This window comes from Cellulomonas fulva (assembly GCF_018531375.1).
In the GTDB taxonomy this organism is placed as follows: domain Bacteria; phylum Actinomycetota; class Actinomycetes; order Actinomycetales; family Cellulomonadaceae; genus Cellulomonas; species Cellulomonas fulva.
This window is the reverse complement of the sequence record NZ_JAHBOH010000001.1, coordinates 2,403,273-2,420,485: the sequence shown is the minus strand read 5'-3', so window position 1 is coordinate 2,420,485 and position 17,213 is coordinate 2,403,273. Positions and strand designations below refer to the sequence as shown.

The following is a 17,213-nucleotide window of genomic DNA, read 5'->3' as shown; positions in this document are numbered from 1 at the left end:
CGCACGGGCACGTCCCGTGGGGGTGCTCACGGACGTGCGGCGCGCCGCCGGGGTACGACGAAGGGTGGTGCCGTCCCCGGAAGGCTCGGTGGGAGCGACCGGCCGCGCCGGCCCGACGAGGTCAGCGCAGGTGACGGTTGATCGCGGAGACGATCGCCTTGAGCGACGCCGTCGTGATCGACGGGTCGATGCCGACGCCCCACAGGATCTGGTCGCCGATCGCGCACTCGACGTACGCGGCCGCCGTGGCGTCGCCGCCCGACGAGAGCGCGTGCTCCGCGTAGTCCAGCACCGCGACGTGGACGTCGACCTGCTCGAGCGCCGCGACGAACGCCGCGACCGGGCCGTTGCCCGAGCCCGTGAGCGTGCGCACCGCGCCGTCGACCTGCAGGTCGACCTCGAGCGCGTCCGGTCCGTCCTGCTCGCTCGTCGTCCGCGTGCCCTGCAGCGCGAACCGGCCCCACGGCACCAGGTCCCCGAAGTCCTGCGCGGCGGTCTGGACCTTGGCGACGTCGACCGGGAGGTACTCGTCGACGAAGATGCGCCACAGGTCGTCGGACGTGACCTCCGTGCCGTGCGCGTCGGTGTGCCGCTGCACCACCTGGGAGAACTCGATCTGGAGCCGGCGGGGCAGGTCCAGGTCCTTCTCGGACTTCATCAGGTAGCTGATGCCGCCCTTCCCGGACTGCGAGTTCACGCGGATGATCGCCTCGTACGACCGGCCGACGTCCTTGGGGTCGATCGGCAGGTACGGCACGGCCCACTCGATGTCGTCGACGCCCTTGCCCTGCGCCGCGGCGCGGACCTCCATGGCGTCCAGACCCTTCTTGATGGCGTCCTGGTGCGATCCCGAGAACGCCGTGAACACCAGGTCGCCGCCCCACGGGTGGCGCTCGCCGACGGGCAGCTGGTTGCACCGCTCGACCGTGCGCCGGATGCGCTCCATGTCCGAGAAGTCGATCTGGGGGTCGATGCCCTGGCTGAACAGGTTCATGCCCAGCGTCACCAGGCACACGTTGCCGGTGCGCTCGCCGTTGCCGAACAGGCAGCCCTCGATGCGGTCGGCGCCCGCCATGTAGCCCAGCTCCGCGGCGGCGACGGCCGTGCCGCGGTCGTTGTGCGGGTGCAGGCTCAGGACCACCGCGTCGCGGTAGCGCAGGTTGCGGCTCATCCACTCGATCGAGTCGGCGTAGACGTTCGGCGTCGCCATCTCGACGGTCGCGGGCAGGTTGACGATCACCGGGCGGTCGGGCGTGGGCTGCCACTCCTCGAGCACCGCGTTGCAGATCCGCACCGCGAACTCCAGCTCGGTGCCCGTGTAGGACTCCGGGGAGTACTCGTAGAAGACCTCGGTGTCCGGGATCAGCTCCTCGTACTTCTTGCAGAACCGGGCGCCCGAGACCGCGATGTCGACGATGCCGTCCTCGTCGGACCGGAACACGACCTCGCGCTGCAGCGTGGACGTCGAGTTGTACAGGTGCACGATCGCCTGCGTGGCGCCCGCGATCGCCTCGTACGTCCGCTCGATCAGGTGCTCGCGCGACTGCGTCAGGACCTGGATCACCACGTCGTCGGGGATCCGGTCCTCCTCGATCAGCTTGCGGACGAAGTCGAAGTCCGTCTGCGACGCCGCCGGGAAGCCGACCTCGATCTCCTTGTAGCCCATGTCCACCAGCAGCTCGAACATCTCCAGCTTGCGGGCGGGGCTCATCGGCTCGATCAGCGCCTGGTTGCCGTCACGCAGGTCCACCGCGCACCAGCGCGGCGCCTTCGTGATGTGCGCCGACGGCCAGGTGCGGTCCGGCAGGTCGACGCGGATCTGCTCGTGGAACGGCCGGTACTTGTGGATCGGCATGCCCGACGGCTGCTGCGGGCTCGTGTCCAGATAGCTCATGGGGTGGGTCCTTCGCTGCGGTTGGTTCTCGGCGAGTGGTCAGCCGGCACACCGAACACCGCGGCGAGGATCCGGCCTAGAAGGCCTCGCCGCGGCAGCGAAGAAGGAGGCTCACGCTGGTCTGCACGCCGTCACACTACAACGACGAGGGCCGTGGCGGGCAAGCCGGCCGCGCCTCGGGGCGCCGTCAGCCCAGCACGACGACGCCGTCGGCGGTCCGTCCCACCACCAGGCCGCCCACCGTCTCGAGGCTCCGTACCCCCGCCGGGAGCTCGGTCTGCCAGAGGGCCCCGCCGTCCCGCAGGTCGCGCGCGACGAGCGTGCCCGGCGCGTCGCCGCCGGCGCCGTCCTCGCCCGGCGCCAGCACCACGGACCCGTCGGTCAGCGGCGTCCACGGCAGCGCGGAGCGCCGCTCCTGCCACCACAGGGTCCGTCCGTCGGTGGCGTCCAGGGCCGCGTACCGCGGGCCGTCCCCGAGCAGCACGGTCTGCGCGACGACGCCGCGGACGCGCATCGTGGTCACCGCGCGCCAGACCTCCGCACCCGACCCGACGTCGATGCCCCGCACGTCCACGCCGGTGCTCACCACCGCGAGCTCGCCCGACGATCCGTCGTCGACCGCCAGCGGCGCCGGGATGGTGGGGAGCTCGACCGTCGCGGCGCCGTCCTCGTCGTGCAGCGTGCCGCCACGGGCCGGCGTCCAGGTCGCGAACGCGTCCCGGAACGGGGCCGCCGCGACCGCGAGCGCGCGCGAGCCGACGGGCGTGACCAGACCGTCGCGGAGCCGCACCGCCACGACGTCGACGCCGCGCACCACCGCCGTGCGCTCCGAGGCGTCCATCGTCGACCTGGCCTGCGCGAACTCGCTCACGATCACCCCCCGCGAGCGGTACGTCCACAGGACGTCGCCGGTGCGCCCGGCGCGGCGCTGGACCAGCGTGTGGCCGTCCTCGTCGGTGCTGGCGAGCACCAGGTCGTCGTCCACCCGCTGCACGCCGATCAGGACCCCGGGCTGCGACCAGCCGCCCTCCTCCCGGCCCGTCGCCGCGTCGATCGCGAGGACGCGGGTCTGCGGGGTCACCTCGTCGCCCTCGTCGACGTACAGCGGGTCCGGGGTCGCGGCGGTGCAGAGCACCAGGTCGTCGTCGTACCGGGTCGACGGGCACGTCAGCCCGCCGTCCTCGAAGCCCGAGGTGCCGCCCTCGACCTCCACCCGCCACCGCGGCTCGCCCGTGCCCGCGGCGTAGCCGGTCACGGCCCGGCCGGCGCCGTCCGTCGTGACGACGGCGACCGTCCCGCCGGCCACCTGGACCGTCCCCGCGCCGCTCGCTGCCGGTGCGCTCCAGCGTGCGCGCAGCGGGCCGTCGACCGGCAGGAGCAGGCCGGGCGTGGCGAGCGCGTGGTCGCGGTCCGCGTCCCGCGCACGGGCGTCGACGACGACGAGCGAGGCGACCACCGCGGCGGCCAGCGCACCGCCGAGCAGCACCCAGCGGCCGGTCCGGAGGCGCCCTCTGGGGGGCGGGTCCCCCTCCGGCGACGACGGGCCGGGCTCCGGCCGCGAGCCGGACGGGGGCGCAGCGGCGCGCGCCGGCGAGGTCTCCTCGACCTCGACCAGCTGCATCTGCGCAGCCCGGCCCGAGCCTGCCATGGGCTCAGGCTATGCCCCGCACCGGTCGAACGCCGTGCCGTCGGGTCAGGTCCGTGCCCTTCGCTCGGCGCCGTGCCGTCAGCTCGTCGTCTCGACCAGCCGCATCGCGCAGTCGCCGAACACCACCACGGCACCGATGCGCAGCCGGACCGGGTGGTCGACGGGGCAGATGACCTGCCCGCCGTCCGGCAGCGTGACGACCGTGCCGTTGGTGGAGCCGCGGTCCGCGACCCAGACCCCCGTGGGCTCCACGGCGATCTGCAGGTGCGTCTTGCTGACCGACCGGCCGGGGTCGACCACGCGCACGAGCTGGACGCCGTCCGCCGCGGCGGCCGGGTTGCGTCCGACGAGCGCGGTGCGCTGGACGACGACGCGCTGGCCGTCGCTGAGGGTCAGCACCGCGGCCGTCAGCGGCCCGGACGCTCGTCCGGCGGCCGGCGCGCCGGAGGGCGGCAGGTCGACGCGGCGGCGTGTGGTCTCGACGTCCTCGTCGTCCTCGCCGTCGAGATCCTCGTCGTCGATCTCGGCGGCGCGGGCCACCGTCGGTGCGACGACGGGCTCGGGGTGAGCCGGCGGCGGCGGGACGGGACGCGGCGGGGGCGGGACGAGCGGGAGCGCGCGGGTGTCGAGGTCCGGCCCGGCGCGCCGCGGCGCGAGCGGCGCGAGCACCAGCGGGCCGGTCGCGGGGGCGACCGAGGCACCCGGGGCATCCGGGGCACCCGACGGTCGCACTGCCGCGCCGGGCGGCGGCGGGGTCAGCCCGCCCGGCACCGGCGGGGGCGGCGAGACCGGCAGCTGCCCGTCGGGCGCGCCGCGGAACGAGATCGCGGTCGCGGCCCGGGCGACCTCGGGGCGCGGCGGCGGGGGCGGCACCGGGGCACCGACCCCGCGCACGTCCAGGACCAGGTCCCGGGCCGCCTTGTCGTGCCAGCCCTGGCGCCGGCCGGAGCCGTCGAGCAGCGGCGACAGCAGGACGACGTACTGGCCCACGCCGAGCACCAGCGCGCCCGCGGCGACGACGAGACCGCGCAGGAGCACCCGCGCCATCCCGACGGGCCGGCGCGTGCGCACGTCGACGGTGCGCACGCCGAGCAGTCGGCGGCCCAGGGTCCAGCCGAGCCGGCCGTGCAGGACCCACTGCGCCACCGTGAGCACCAGCAGGGCTCCCCAGCACAGCGCGACCGCCCACCCGGGGACGGACGGCCCGTCTGCGTCACCGCCGCTCCCCCCCGGCAGCGCCCGCACCGCGACCACGACGACGAGCCACCCGCCCGCGAGCAGCGCGAGCAGGCCGTCGACCAGGACGGCGGCGGCGCGCCGGCCGAGGCCCGCGACGGGTGCGGTGCCGATCGTGCGGATCACCGGGAGTCCTTCCTCGAGCGCCCGGGACGGGCTCCGGCAGGGGATGCGGGGACGGTCCGGTGGCGGCGCGCCCGCACCGACGCGAGCGACAGGCGGGCGCGCACGCGCCGACGCCAGCCCACCGACCGCCGCATGGCCGCGACGGCCTCGTCGACCCGGGACCAGTACGCGTCCACCTGCTCCGGCGGGGGCTCGCCCGGGGCGAAGACCGCACGGTCGGCAGTGCGCGCGAGCTCGCGGACCTCCGCTCCGACGTCCGGGCGCCGCCGCGAGGGCTCGCCGACGAAGGCGGCCGCGAGGACCGCCGCCGACTCCGTGCGCGTGGCGTGGTCCGGGACGGGCTGACGCAGGTCGGCCGCGGTGTCGAGCACCTCGGCCCAGCCGCCCGCCACGCGCGTGACCGTGTCACCGCGGTTGCGGCGGCGGCGACGCCGGACGGCCTTGATCAGCCCGACGACGACGAACGGGAGCGCCAGCACCAGCAGCGGGACGAGCACCGAGACCGCGACGATCGCGACCGTCCGCCAGATCGCCGCCGAGCCGTCGTCGTCCGACGGGGGCTCGGGCGCGGGCTGCTCGTCGTCCTCGTCGGGCGGTGTGACGGCACCAGGCGGCGGCGGGGGCGGCTGCACGACCTGCGGCTGCGGGTCCGTCGGCTTCTCGATGTCGGTGTTGTCGGGCGTGCGCTCCCGCGGCGGGGTGGCGTCGAACGGCACCCACCCGAAGCCCTCGAAGCCGACCTCGACCCACGCCTCGACGTCGTCGCCCGTGACCTGTACCGGCTCGTCGCCGGCGACGTCCTCGGCGGACGGCACGAACCCGAGCACGACCCGCGCGGGCAGGCCCATCTCCCGGACCATGAGGGCGAGAGCGGACGCGTACTGCTCGCCGTCGCCGACCAGCTGGTCGCCGCCCAGCAGGCTCGCGATCCGGTCCGCGCCGTGGCCGGACAGGGAGCCCGTGCCACCGCCCTGCTCGTCGAGGCCGTCGCTGTAGAAGCCCTCGTCGACCAGCCAGTCGGACAGCTCGCGCGCCACCTCGACCGGGTTGCCCGCGTCGCGCGCGACGTCGGCGGCGGTCACGCCCACGACGTCCGGCACGGCCAGCGCGACGGGCTGGGGGTCGGACCCGGGCTCGGCGGCGCCGATGTCGTCGTCCGCGGGAACCGCCGGGACCACCACGTCGAGGCCGTAGGAGAGGCCCTTCGTGAGACCGCCGGTGAGCACCGCCGCACCCGTGGCCTCGTTGAAGCGCAGCTGCTGGGTCACCGCGTTCGAGGACATGGCGAACGCCGTGGTCTGGCCGACCGTCGGCAGCCACACCCCGCCGAGGTCCTCGACGGTGACGTCGACGTGCGCCGGCGTCCCGCGCAGGCTGGTGGCCAGCTCGCCGCCGACGCGGCGGAACTCCCCCGAGCTCTGGGCGCCCCCGTCGCCGGCGACGTTCCAGACGACCCCGTCGTACGCGTCCATGGTCGCCAGCCGGACCCGCGCGCCCTCGGGCAGGCCGCTCACGGTGAACAGCGTGGTCTCGTCGAGCTCCTTGAGGTACTCGCGGAAGGCGGACAGCGGGCTCGCGTAGTCCCGCGGGTCGAACGGCGGCACGATCTCGTCGCGCAGCACGTAGCGCGGCTGGTCCGCGACCACGGCGGACGCTCCCAGCACCCCGGAGCCCACCGCGACGACCGCGACCACCGAGGTCGCGACGACACGGCGGGCGCGCAGCCGGTCGGCCCGCCACGCGGCCCAGCCGAGCAGCACGACGGCGAGCACGACGCCGGTGGCGACGGGCGGCACGGTCGGGGCGCGCGTCCCGAGCAGGATCACGACGACGAGCACCGCGACGGGGACCAGCGCCGCGGCCGAGGCCGCCGGCGCCCGGAGCCGGGTCGCGAGCGCCACCGCGCCCGACGAACCGGCGAGCGCGAGCACGAAGGCGGCGACGAGCACGCTGCCGCCGCGGCCCACGGGCGGCTGGAGCGTGACGACCTGGGACCAGGAGGACACCACCCCGCGCGCGAGGGCGACGAGCGTCTCCCCCGTCGGGACCACCCCGGCCACGGTCGTCGTCGGCACGGCGAGCGGGCCGCCGAGCACCACGTACGCCCCGACCACGGCGGCGACCACGGACAGCGCCGACCACGTGCGCCAGGCGGCCACGAGTCCCAGGCCGCCGCCGACGAGCAGCCCGCCGGCGATCGCGGGCGCCGCGACGGCGCCGCCGTACACGTCGAGCAGCGGGTAGAGCACCACCGCGAGGACCACGACCAGGACGAGGGCGTCCACGGCCGCGAGACCCAGCGGACGGACGCGCGCCGGGCGCCTCACGACACGACCCGGCGCAGCAGACGAGGCAGGTCGTCGAGGGTGCCGAGGGTCCCGAGCGTCAGCAGGCCCTGCGTCCGCACGGAGACCTCCGCGCCGGTCTGGCAGCGCACGACGAGCGCGCGCGTGCCCGCCGGCAGGTGACGAGCCCCCAGCCGCAGGTCCGCGTCGGACGGCTCCGAGCCGGTCACGAGCATCGCGACCGAGCACTGCGGCGCCTCCCGGACGACGCGCCGTCCGAGCAGCGTCACCCCGGCCCCGGTCGGCGACAGCTCGAGCCCCGAGCAGTCGTCGAGCAGCATGGGCGGGGTCAGGACGCGCAGCGAACCGGGGCCCGCCAGGACCTCGAGGTCGCGCTCGTCGCGCAGCGTCTGCACCCCGATCGAGGCGATCGTGGAGACCGCGAGCTCGAACTCGTCGTCGTCGGCGTAGTCCGCGGGGTCGGTGGCCAGCGCGAGGACCGTCTGCGTGCGGCGGGTGTCCTCGAACTGCTTGACCATGAGCTGGCCCGTGCGGGCGGTCGTGCGCCAGTGGATGTTCCGGCGGTCGTCGCCCGCGACGTAGTCGCGCAGGGCGTGGAACGACATGTCGGAGTCCGAGAGGTCGCGCGTCGACTGGCCCTCGAGGTCACGCAGCAGGCCCGCGCTCGCCCCGCCGAGCGCCACGAGCAGCGGGTGCACGTACAGGTCCACCGGCCGGGTCCACAGCACGCTGCGCCGCGCGAGCCCCAGCGGGTCGCCGCGCACCGAGCGGACCGGACCGACCACGACGACCGCGCGCCGTGCCGTGGGGATCGCGAACAGCTCGTCGTGCGTCGCCTCCGGGGCCAGGGACGGGACCGAGAGCTCCGCCTGACCCGCTCCCACGGGGAGCTCGAGCCGCGAGGGCAGCGAGCGTCGCCGGGCAGCGTTGCGGACCTCGAGCCGGCCGACCGCGCGCTCGCCGATCTTCACGCGGTTGTCCGCCATGTCGAGGGTGATCGCGTACCGCGCCCGGCCGACCGTCATGAGCAGCGCGACGACGAGCACGCCCGCGAGACCCGCACCGAGCGCCGCGAGCTCGAGCCAGCCCAGCAGCCGGCCCAGCACGAGGCCGAGGACCGCGACGAACGCGGTCCCCCACCCGACGGCCGAGATGCGCATCAGGCCGCCCGCTGCGCCGGGGGTGCGACCTGGTCGAGCAGCCGGGCGAGCACGTCGACCGCGGTGACGCCCGCGAACTCCGCCTCCGCGTCGAGCACCAGGCGGTGCGCGAGCACCGGCTGGGCCAGGTCCTTCACGTCGTCGGGCAGCACGTACTCCCGGCCCTGGGACGCCGCCCACACCTTCGCGCAGCGCACCAGCGCGAGGCCGCCGCGCACGCTCGCGCCGAGGGCGGTCTGGCTGTCGTCGCGGGTCGCCTCGGTGATGCGGGCGACGTAGTCGAGCACGACCGGGTCGATGTGCACGGTCTGCGCGAGGTCCGCCATCGTGCCGACCGCCTCGGTCGTGATCCGCGCGCCGAGGCCCGCGACGCGGTCCTTCGCCCCCGCCAGGATCTCGACCGCCGACGCACGGTCGGGGTAGCCGAGGCTCGTCTTGATGATGAACCGGTCGAGCTGGGCCTCGGGCAGCCGGTACGTGCCGGCCTGCTCGATGGGGTTCTGGGTCGCGATCACCATGAACGGCCGACCGACCGGGTGCGTCACGCCGTCGACCGTGACGTTGCCCTCCTCCATGACCTCGAGGAGCGCGGCCTGGGTCTTGGGCGATGCGCGGTTGATCTCGTCAGCCAGCACCACCGACGCGAAGATCGGGCCGCGGTGGAACTCGAACCGCCCGGTCCCCTGGTCGTAGATCGTGACGCCGGTGACGTCCGACGGCAGCAGGTCGGGCGTGAACTGGATGCGGTGGTGCGACCCCTGGACCGTCGCCGCGAGCGCCTTGGCCAGCGACGTCTTGCCGGTGCCCGGCGCGTCCTCGAGCAGGAGGTGCCCCTCCGCCACCATCGCGGTGAGCGCGAGCCGCACCGTGTGCTCCTTGCCCAGCAGGGCGCGGCCGACGTTCTCCGTCAGCGCGGTGAACGTCTCAGCGAACCAGGCGCTCTGCTCGGGGGTCATGGGGTCCTCTCGTTGGTGGCTCGGTAGTGGCTCGGTGACGGCTCGGTGGTGCGGGTCGGAGTCGGGTCGTGCGGAGGAGCTGCTCAGCCGCTCGTGCCGTCGGTCGGCGCGGGCGTCGGGTCCGGTGTCGGCTCGGGATCGGGCTGCTGCGCGGGGACAGTGACCCACTCCTGGATCCAGTCCGAGCCGCCCTTGTCGTTGATCGCCCGGATCTGGAACGTGATCTGACGATCGCGCCACGACTGCTCAGCGCCGAGCTCGGCGAGGGTGACGGTCAACGGCCCCGCCTCGGCCGTCGAACCGCACGTGCGCCCCGTGCGCTCGGGGTACCAGCAGTACTCGTAGCGCACGTCGCCGGCGCCACCGCCGTTGACGGGCGCGCCCCAGGTGGCCGTGACGGACGTCGGCGCGGTGGCCGAGTCCAGCGCGACCTGGAGGTTGGTCGGCGTCGACGGCACCTCGCCCCAGCTGATCGTCGTGCTCGCCGAGGCGCTCTCGCCGCTCTTGATGTCCGTACGGGCCGTCACGACCAGCGTGAACTCCGAGCCCCACAGGCTCACGTCCCAGCTGCTCACGTCGACGTCGGCGCCGGTGCTGGAGGTCGTCTTGGTGCCGCTCGACCGCCCGCCCATCCGCAGCTCGTAGTCGTAGCGCAGGTTGTTCCCGCCGCCGGAGTCCACCGCGTCCCACGTGACGTGGATCGTCTCGGGCTTGCCCACGCCCGCAGGCGCCGTCTTGGCGATCCCGAGGCCGGTCGGCCGGCCCGGTGCCGTGGTCGCCATGACCTTCTTCTCCGCGCTGAAGCCGCTCTTGCCCGCCTCGTTCTCGGCCATGACCTTGTACGTGTACGTCGTCCCGCCGACGCGCCCGGTCAGCCGGGTGGACAGGCTCTTGGTCGTGTCCACCTCCTTGCCGTCCTCGTACACGTGGTACGTGACCGCCGCGCCGCGGTCGTCGACCGCCGCCCACTGCACGGTGATCTCGCCGGTGCCCGCCGGCGCGGCGACGTCGGTGAGCTGCGGCGTCGTCGGCTGACCGAACGCGCGCGCCGTGGCGGGCGAGCTCTTCTCGCCCTCGCCCTTGCCGTCGTCGCTGTACTTGTTCCGGGCCTGGACGACGAATGTGTAGTCCACGCCGTTCTCCGCCTGGTCGAACGTCCACCGGTTCTGCAGCGGCAGGTCGGTGGCGAGCCGGAAGCCCTGCGCGCTCGTGACGGTCACCCGGTACCCCGTGAGCTGCTCGGCGTTCTTGACCGACGGCGTCGACCACGAGACGTCGATGAGCTTGCCGAAGTCGGCGGACGCGTCTCGCTGCGCGGAGACGTCGGTCGGTGCCCCGGCCGGTCCGGCGGGCGACTGCTCCGCCGACCACGGCGTCCAGCCGCTCGGGTCGTCGGCCTTGCTGTGCGCGCGGACGCGGATCTGGTAGCGCGTGCCGTTGGCGAGCCCGCTCCAGGTGAGCGCGGTGCCGGGCCGCGACCGCACGTCGCCACCGCTCGGCGGGTCGGGCCGGATCTGCACCTCGTAGCTCTCGATCGCCGAGCCGTCCGTGACGGAGTCGGCCCAGGACCAGCTCAGCTCGCCGTTGCCGTAGCCCTCGCCGGTGACCGAGGCAGGAGCCTCCGGCACGGAGTCGGGGCGCGCGGGTCCGGACGCCGGGCTGTCCTCCGAGGTGCCCACGTCGTTGCGCGCCGCGACCGTGAAGGTGTACTCGACATCGTTCGTGAGCCCGTCGAACGTGCACGTCGTCGACGCGCAGGTCGTCGTCGGCGCGCTGCCGTCGTCGCCGTGCGCGGTCAGCGCGTAGTCGAGGATCTGGGCGCCGCGGTTGTCGGGGGCGGCCCAGGACAGCACGACGGTCCGGGACCGGATCGCCTCGACCCGCGGACGCGTCGGTGTCGCCGGCGCTCCGCGCACCGTCAGCGTGATGCGCCCCTCCACCTCGCGCTCGGGGTCGGGGACGGCGTCGCGGACCCGGTACCGCACCACCATCTGGCCGATGAAGCCCTCGCGCGGCGTCACCGTCACCGTGCTCGCGGTGGCCGTCGCGGCGCCCGCGCCCGGGGTCTCGACCGTCGCACCGAGGACGCGCAGCGGCGTCTCCGGGAACGGGTTGAAGGCGCCCTCGAGCACGTTGACGGTCACGGGCTCGCCCTCGCTCGCGTCGTCGATGCGACGGTCGACCACGCTCGCCTTCGGCCGCTGGCTGGCGGTGGCCTTGATCGGCACCTGCGCGTCGAGCGAACCCGCGCGGCCGTACCCGATGCGCAGCTGCAGGACCCCGGACGCACCTCGCGGCGTGTCCGCGTCCGCGGACAGCGAGAGCGTGCTGCCCTCAAGGGTCGCCCGGAAGCCCGCCGGCACGGCGGCCGTCAGCTGGTAGCTGTATCGGTCGTCCTCGGGCGTCTGGCCCTCCGGCGTCGTCGTGAAGTCTCGCAGGTCGACCGTGGCGGGCGCCTCGTTCGGCGCGACGCGCTGCTCGGACGCCGAGAACGTCGGCGGGTGGTCGTCGATCGCGTACACCTCGATCGAGAAGGACAGGTACGCGGTGCGCGCACCGGTGTCCCCGGGTCCCGTCGCGTCGGTGACCGGCAGCGTCACCGACGCGGGACCGATGTAGTCCTCGTTCGGGGTGAACAGCAGCGAGCCGCCGTCCTTCGACGACGTGGCCGTGCCGTTCGTCGCCGAGACGGCGAGCGCGTCGGCGACCGACGGCTCGCGGCCCTGCGCGACCTTGACCTGCTCGCCCAGCGAGAGGGTGAGCGTGTCGCCCTGGGCCACGCGCAGCTCGGGCGCACCCGGCCGCAGGGTCGGCCGGATGAAGCCCAGCGGCGGGACGGTGATGAAGGCGTACGCCGTCGCGTGCTCGGGGTCGCGCACGTTCGTGAGCAGGAACGGCAGCGTCTGCGTCTGGTCGGTCAGGGTGACGAGGATCTTCTTGTCCGGGCGCACGGTGGCCGTCGCGGCGACCGAGGACGGCACCGACACCTCGAGGTCGCTCGGCGGGCCGCTCGGGTTCTGGGACGTGGCCAGGACGTCGACGACGACCTCGGTCAGGCCGAACGTCTCGGTCGCCGGCACCACGACGTCCCGGGCGATCGGCGGGAGGACGGGCGCGTCCTCGTCGACCGTGACGGTCAGGACGGCGCTGTCGCGACCGCCGCGGGAGTTGGTGGCGGTGTAGACGATCTTCGCGACCTGCTCCTTCCGCGGTGCCGTCACGACCACGCGCCGGTCGGCCACCGTCGCGTCGATGCCCTCGGGCACCTCGAGCACGGGCGAGAGCGTCAGCTCGTCCCCCGAGGAGTCGATGTCGTTCGCCAGCACCCGCACCTCGATGCGCTCGCCGGGCCGGATCGTCACGGCGTCGTCGCGTGCCACCACGCTCGCGGCGTCGGAGGGCCGGGGACTGATCCCCACCCGGATGGTCGCGACCGCGCGCTGGCCGACCCAGTCCTCCACGGCGTAGGTGAAGACGTCGGTGCCGGACCGGGTCGCGAACGCCTCGTACTCCAGCCAGTCCGGCCCCTGCCCGACGATGCGCCCCTTGAGCGGACCGCTGGCCAGGCCGAGGAGCGCCACGCCGTCACCGTCGGGATCGATGCCGACGAGCGGGACGTCGATCCGCACGGTCTCGCCCGCGAACACGCGCGCGTCGAGGTCGCGCGGGGTGGGCGGGGCCTTGGTCTCGGGGTCGGACTCGTGCACCCGGACCGTGAGCGAGCCCGCCGTGCGGTTGCCGGTCGCGTCCTCGACGACGAACGTCGCGTGCACGGTCATCGGGTCGGACGGCGCCTGGTAGCGCAGGACGTCACCGGAGACGAAGAGCAGGCCCTCGCCGTCCCCGACGTCCTCGGCGAGGTCGCGCACGAGCGTCAGCGCGTCGCCGTCCGGGTCGTACGCGCTGTCCAGCACGGGGATGGTGACGACTCCCCCGGTGCGCACGGTGGCCTCGACGTTCTCGACGACGGGCGGCTGCGTGGACGCCGAGGGTGGGATCGGCTGCACGACGATCTCGCCGCGCGCCTTCTTCACCCCGTTCGACACCACGTAGGGCAGCACGACGACGTGGTCGAGCGTCTGGTCGGAGCTGATCTGGACCAGGTGGTGGTCCAGGACGGCGACGTTCAGCGGGCCGGCGTCGTCGGTGCCGACCGACTGCAGGACCAGCAGCGCGCCCGCGGGGTCCGTGTCGTTCGCGAGCGGGTCGATCGTCGTCTGCCCGCCCGCCGGCAGGAAGGCGCGGTCGCGCACCGCGATCGGCGGCTCGGGGCTCTCGGGGAAGGCCTTGACGTCGATCCGCGCGAGCCCGGTCGCCTGCTGCGAGCCCGAGACGACCACGAAGCTGACGTAGTACGACTCGATCCGGGGCGCGCTGAACGTGAACGTCCCGGCCTGGAGATCCGACGTGACGGTCGCGCCGGCGACGTCCTCGACCGAGACCAGCTGCGCCGGGTCCGAGCCGGACGTCCGCACGGCGTCGAGCGGCGCGAGCGTCACGGCCTGCCCGACGTACGTCTCCGCGTGCACCGGGTCGACCTGCGGCGGGACGGCGTCGGTCGGCCGGACGTCGACGACGACCTCGCCCTCCGTCGGCTCGTCCTGCGAGCCGTCGCTCACCAGCACCGTCATCGTCGTGCGGCCGAGCTGGCCGCCGTCCGCGCGGAACGTGATCGTGCCGTCCTGCCGGAAGCGCACGGACCCGATCGCGGCGTCGGCGGTCGCGCCGACGACGAGCATGTCGTCGCCGTCCGGGTCGTGGAAGTTCGCCAGCACGTCGTACCGCGCCTGGCCGCCCTGCTCGACCTCCATCGCGCCGGTGCGGTCCTGGACCGGCGGCTCGTTCTCGTCGTCGCCGTGCACGGTCAGCGTCACCGTCGCCGTGGACGGGGCTGCGATCCTGCCGTCCTGGATCTGGTAGGTGAAGCTCTCGGAACCCGACGCGCCGTCCTTGATCCGGACCTGCAGCGCCCGGCCGCCGTAGATCGCCTCGACCGTGCCGAAGTCCTCGGGGATCGGGTCGAACGTACTGACGACGAGGATCCCGCAGTCCGACGACGAGTCGTTGCTGATCACCGGCAGGATCGTCGTCCGGCCCGCCCGCACGCCGAACTCGTCGTCGGCCGCCTGCGGCGAGCTCGACTCGGCCGAGCACTTCTCCACGAGCTCCTGCGTCGTCTCGGGGCTGTCGTCGGAGTCCTCGTTCTTCTCCGGGTCCTCCTGCTGCTCGATGTCCTGCCAGTTCGGCACGCGCAGGTCCGTGTCCTCCTGCGGCTCCCAGACGCGCCCCCGCAGCGTGTCGTTCAGCACGACGACGGAGCGGTTGACCCGGAACGTGAGCTGGTCCTGCGCGGACATGTCCTCGAGCGCGAGCTCGACGACGTCCTCGTCCTCGCACAGCCGCAGGTAGGAGCCGGCGGCGGACGCCCACGCCGCGTGCGCGCACCCGTCGACCTGGACCGGCGCCGCGGGCTTGCCCTGCCCGCTCGTGCGGTGGGTCACGGGGTCGCCACCGTCCAGCGGCACCTCGATGAGCGCGTCGCTGCTGGCGACCAGGACGCGGGACGACTCGGGCCCCGGCTGCTGCAGCGTCAGGTCGGTGCCCTGGAGCTCGACCGTCCGGCCCGGCAGCACGACCATGCTGTCCCGCAGCCCGACGGGCACGTCACCGACCGCGGTGAGCTGGTCCAGGGCGCCCGCCTCGAACGGCTCCCCCGCGGAGACCTTCGCCGTCCCGGTGCGCACGTCGACCCGGGTGACCGCACCCGTCGCGTCCACCGCGAGCGCGAGACCACCGCGCGAGACGACGGCGCGGCCGCCCTCGCCGAGCGCCACGTCCGGCTCGTCGTCCGCGGGCTGCAGGCCGTTGAGGTCGCTCAGGCGCCGGACGAACGCGTCCCCCTCGTCGTCGACGACCGAGACGACGCCCGCCGCCATCGAGACCGCACCGCCGGGCACCGCGCTCGGCTGGATGCCCGAGGCCGTCACCTGCGTGGTGAGCGCGACCGTCGCCGGGTCGACGACGGCCACCGAGCCGGCCTCGACCAGCAGGACGTCACCCTCGTCCTGCAGCACGTCGAACGTGCCGGACTCGGTGACCAGGCCGGCGTTGAGCTCGTCGACCTGCACGTTGTAGCGCCCGAGCTTGAGCTGGCTGGTCGCGGTGAGCCAGACCGCCCCGTCGTTGAGCTCGACGCGCGCGAGCGGGTAGCCGGGGTTCATCAGCGCCAGCACGGCGACCACGACGGGCACCGTCACCACGGCCGCGGTCGTCGTCGCGCGGCGCCGGATCCGCTCCCAGCTCATGCGCACGCCTCCGCGGGCTTGGCGGACGAGCGGCGGTCCGCACGCACGATGGACACCTCGATGCAGACCTCGTCGCCCGCCTGGTCCGCCGGGACGGCCACGGTCGGGTCCGGCACGACCGCCAGCTCGGGCTCGCCCGTCACCGTCAGGATCCCCCACAGGTAGGTGTCGTCCGGCTGGGGGTCGGGATTGACCCACGTGAACACGACGCTGCCGTCGTCCCCGCGCTTCCCCTCGACGGACCGAGGCGCGGGCACGACCTCCTGCGCGGCCGTCGCCGGACCCTGCTGGAAGTCGGAGTCGCCGGGCTGCGGGTCGGTGGAGCCCGAGGTCGCGGCGAGGGCGATCGCGATGATCGCCGCCAGCACCACGACGCCCGACGCGACCGCGGCGACGAGGCGGCCACGCCTCTGCTCGTCGGCCTCCTCCTCGGGCAGCTCGACGGGCAGGGTGAGCGGCACGGCGTCGGCCGCGGGCGCGACGAAGGCCGGCCCGGGCGCCTGCGCGTCCACCGTCACCGGGCCCCGCACGCGGGTCGGGTCCTCCTGGTCGCCCGCGGCCTGTGCGTCCGGGATCGCGACGATCGAGCGCAGCCGCGTCGCGTCCGCGACGTCCTGGCCGCCGCCGACCGGGCCCGGCTCCAGCGCGACGGGGTCGTCGAGCAGGTCGAGGGGCGTGACCGGCAGCCGCAGGTCCGCCTCGACCTGCTGCAGCGCGCGGCCCAGGTCGGCGGCAGACGCGTACCGGACCTGCGGGACCTTGGACATCGCGCGGTCGAGGACCGCCTGCAGCTGGGTGGGCACGTCCTCACGCCCCGTCGGCGGCAGCGGCGCCCGCTCGATGCGCGCGACGAGCTGCTGGGCCCCGTTCTGCCCGCCGGGGATCTCGAACGGCGTGCGGCCGGCGAGGAGCGAGTACAGCGTGGCGGCGAGCGAGTACACGTCCGACCGCTCGTCGCCGCGCGGGTGGTCCGCGAGGAGCTCCGGCGGGGACCACGGGATGGACATGCCGACGGTCGCGCCGCCGCCGTGCCCGGTGGTCGCGGCGATGCCGAAGTCCGTCAGCGCGGGCCAGCCGAAGTCGGTGGTGAGCACGTTGGCGGGCTTGATGTCCCGGTGCAGGATGCCCGCGCGGTGCGCGGTCTCGACCGCCGAGGCCAGCCGGACACCGATCCGCAGCACCTCGGCCACGCTGATGCGCTCCGCGCGGTACCGCTCGGCGAGCCCCGCGCGCGAGCAGTACTCCATGACGAGGTAGGGCCGGCCGTCCGCGGCGAACGCGGCCTGGTAGATGGTGACGATCGAGGGGTGGTGCGAGAGCTGGGCCATGAGGTTGGCCTCGGTCTGGAAGCGCTCGCGCAGCTCGTCGTCCAGGCTCCCGGCCAGCAGGACCTTGACCGCGACCTCGCGGCGCGGGAGCTCCTGGCGGTACAGGAACACGTCGGCGAAGCCGCCGAGGCCGAGCGTGCGCAGGTGCTCGTACCCGGGCAGCGTCGGCGGCGCCGAGGCCGCACGCCGCGCGGTCACGAGCGCACCCCCGCGGCGGGCCCCGCGGTCGACCCTGCGAGCAGGGATCCTGCGAT

Annotated in this window: 8 protein-coding genes; all 8 read right to left on the bottom strand. The window is 74.6% G+C overall.

Going from position 1 to position 17,213, the window contains the following annotated elements:
* Window positions 1-121 precede the first annotated feature (121 nt).
* The gene (gene leuA / locus KIN34_RS10735; protein ID WP_214350216.1) at window positions 122-1,894 is read right to left on the bottom strand and encodes a 2-isopropylmalate synthase; all 1,773 of its coding nucleotides are present in this window, start codon (window positions 1,892-1,894) and stop codon (window positions 122-124) included.
* Window positions 1,895-2,081: 187 nt separating this feature from the next.
* Window positions 2,082-3,542 (bottom strand): outer membrane protein assembly factor BamB family protein, encoded by a 1,461-nt coding sequence (locus KIN34_RS10730; protein ID WP_214350214.1) that lies wholly within the window; start codon window positions 3,540-3,542, stop codon window positions 2,082-2,084.
* Between the two features lie 78 nt (window positions 3,543-3,620).
* A complete protein-coding gene (locus KIN34_RS10725; RefSeq protein WP_214350211.1) occupies window positions 3,621-4,904 on the bottom strand; it encodes an RDD family protein in 1,284 nt (427 codons plus the stop codon).
* Window positions 4,901-7,231, bottom strand: coding sequence for a transglutaminase-like domain-containing protein (locus KIN34_RS10720; protein ID WP_214350208.1), 2,331 nt, complete (start codon window positions 7,229-7,231; stop codon window positions 4,901-4,903). Before KIN34_RS10720 ends, KIN34_RS10725 begins: the two co-directional genes overlap by 4 nt.
* Entirely contained in the window at window positions 7,228-8,370 is a 1,143-nt protein-coding gene (locus tag KIN34_RS10715; RefSeq protein WP_214350205.1) for a DUF58 domain-containing protein, read from the bottom strand. The genes KIN34_RS10720 and KIN34_RS10715 overlap by 4 nt, the downstream gene beginning before the upstream one ends.
* Window positions 8,370-9,326, bottom strand: a complete 957-nt coding sequence (locus tag KIN34_RS10710; RefSeq protein ID WP_214350201.1) for an AAA family ATPase — start codon at window positions 9,324-9,326, stop codon at window positions 8,370-8,372. The genes KIN34_RS10715 and KIN34_RS10710 overlap by 1 nt, the downstream gene beginning before the upstream one ends.
* Before the next feature lie 83 nt (window positions 9,327-9,409).
* Window positions 9,410-15,631, bottom strand: a complete 6,222-nt coding sequence (locus KIN34_RS10705; protein WP_214350198.1) for an Ig-like domain-containing protein — start codon at window positions 15,629-15,631, stop codon at window positions 9,410-9,412.
* Window positions 15,628-17,157 carry a serine/threonine-protein kinase gene (locus KIN34_RS10700; protein WP_214350195.1) on the bottom strand — a complete coding sequence of 510 codons (1,530 nt, stop codon included), beginning with the start codon at window positions 17,155-17,157 and terminating at the stop codon, window positions 15,628-15,630. Before KIN34_RS10700 ends, KIN34_RS10705 begins: the two co-directional genes overlap by 4 nt.
* Between the last annotated feature and the right edge of the window lie 56 nt (window positions 17,158-17,213).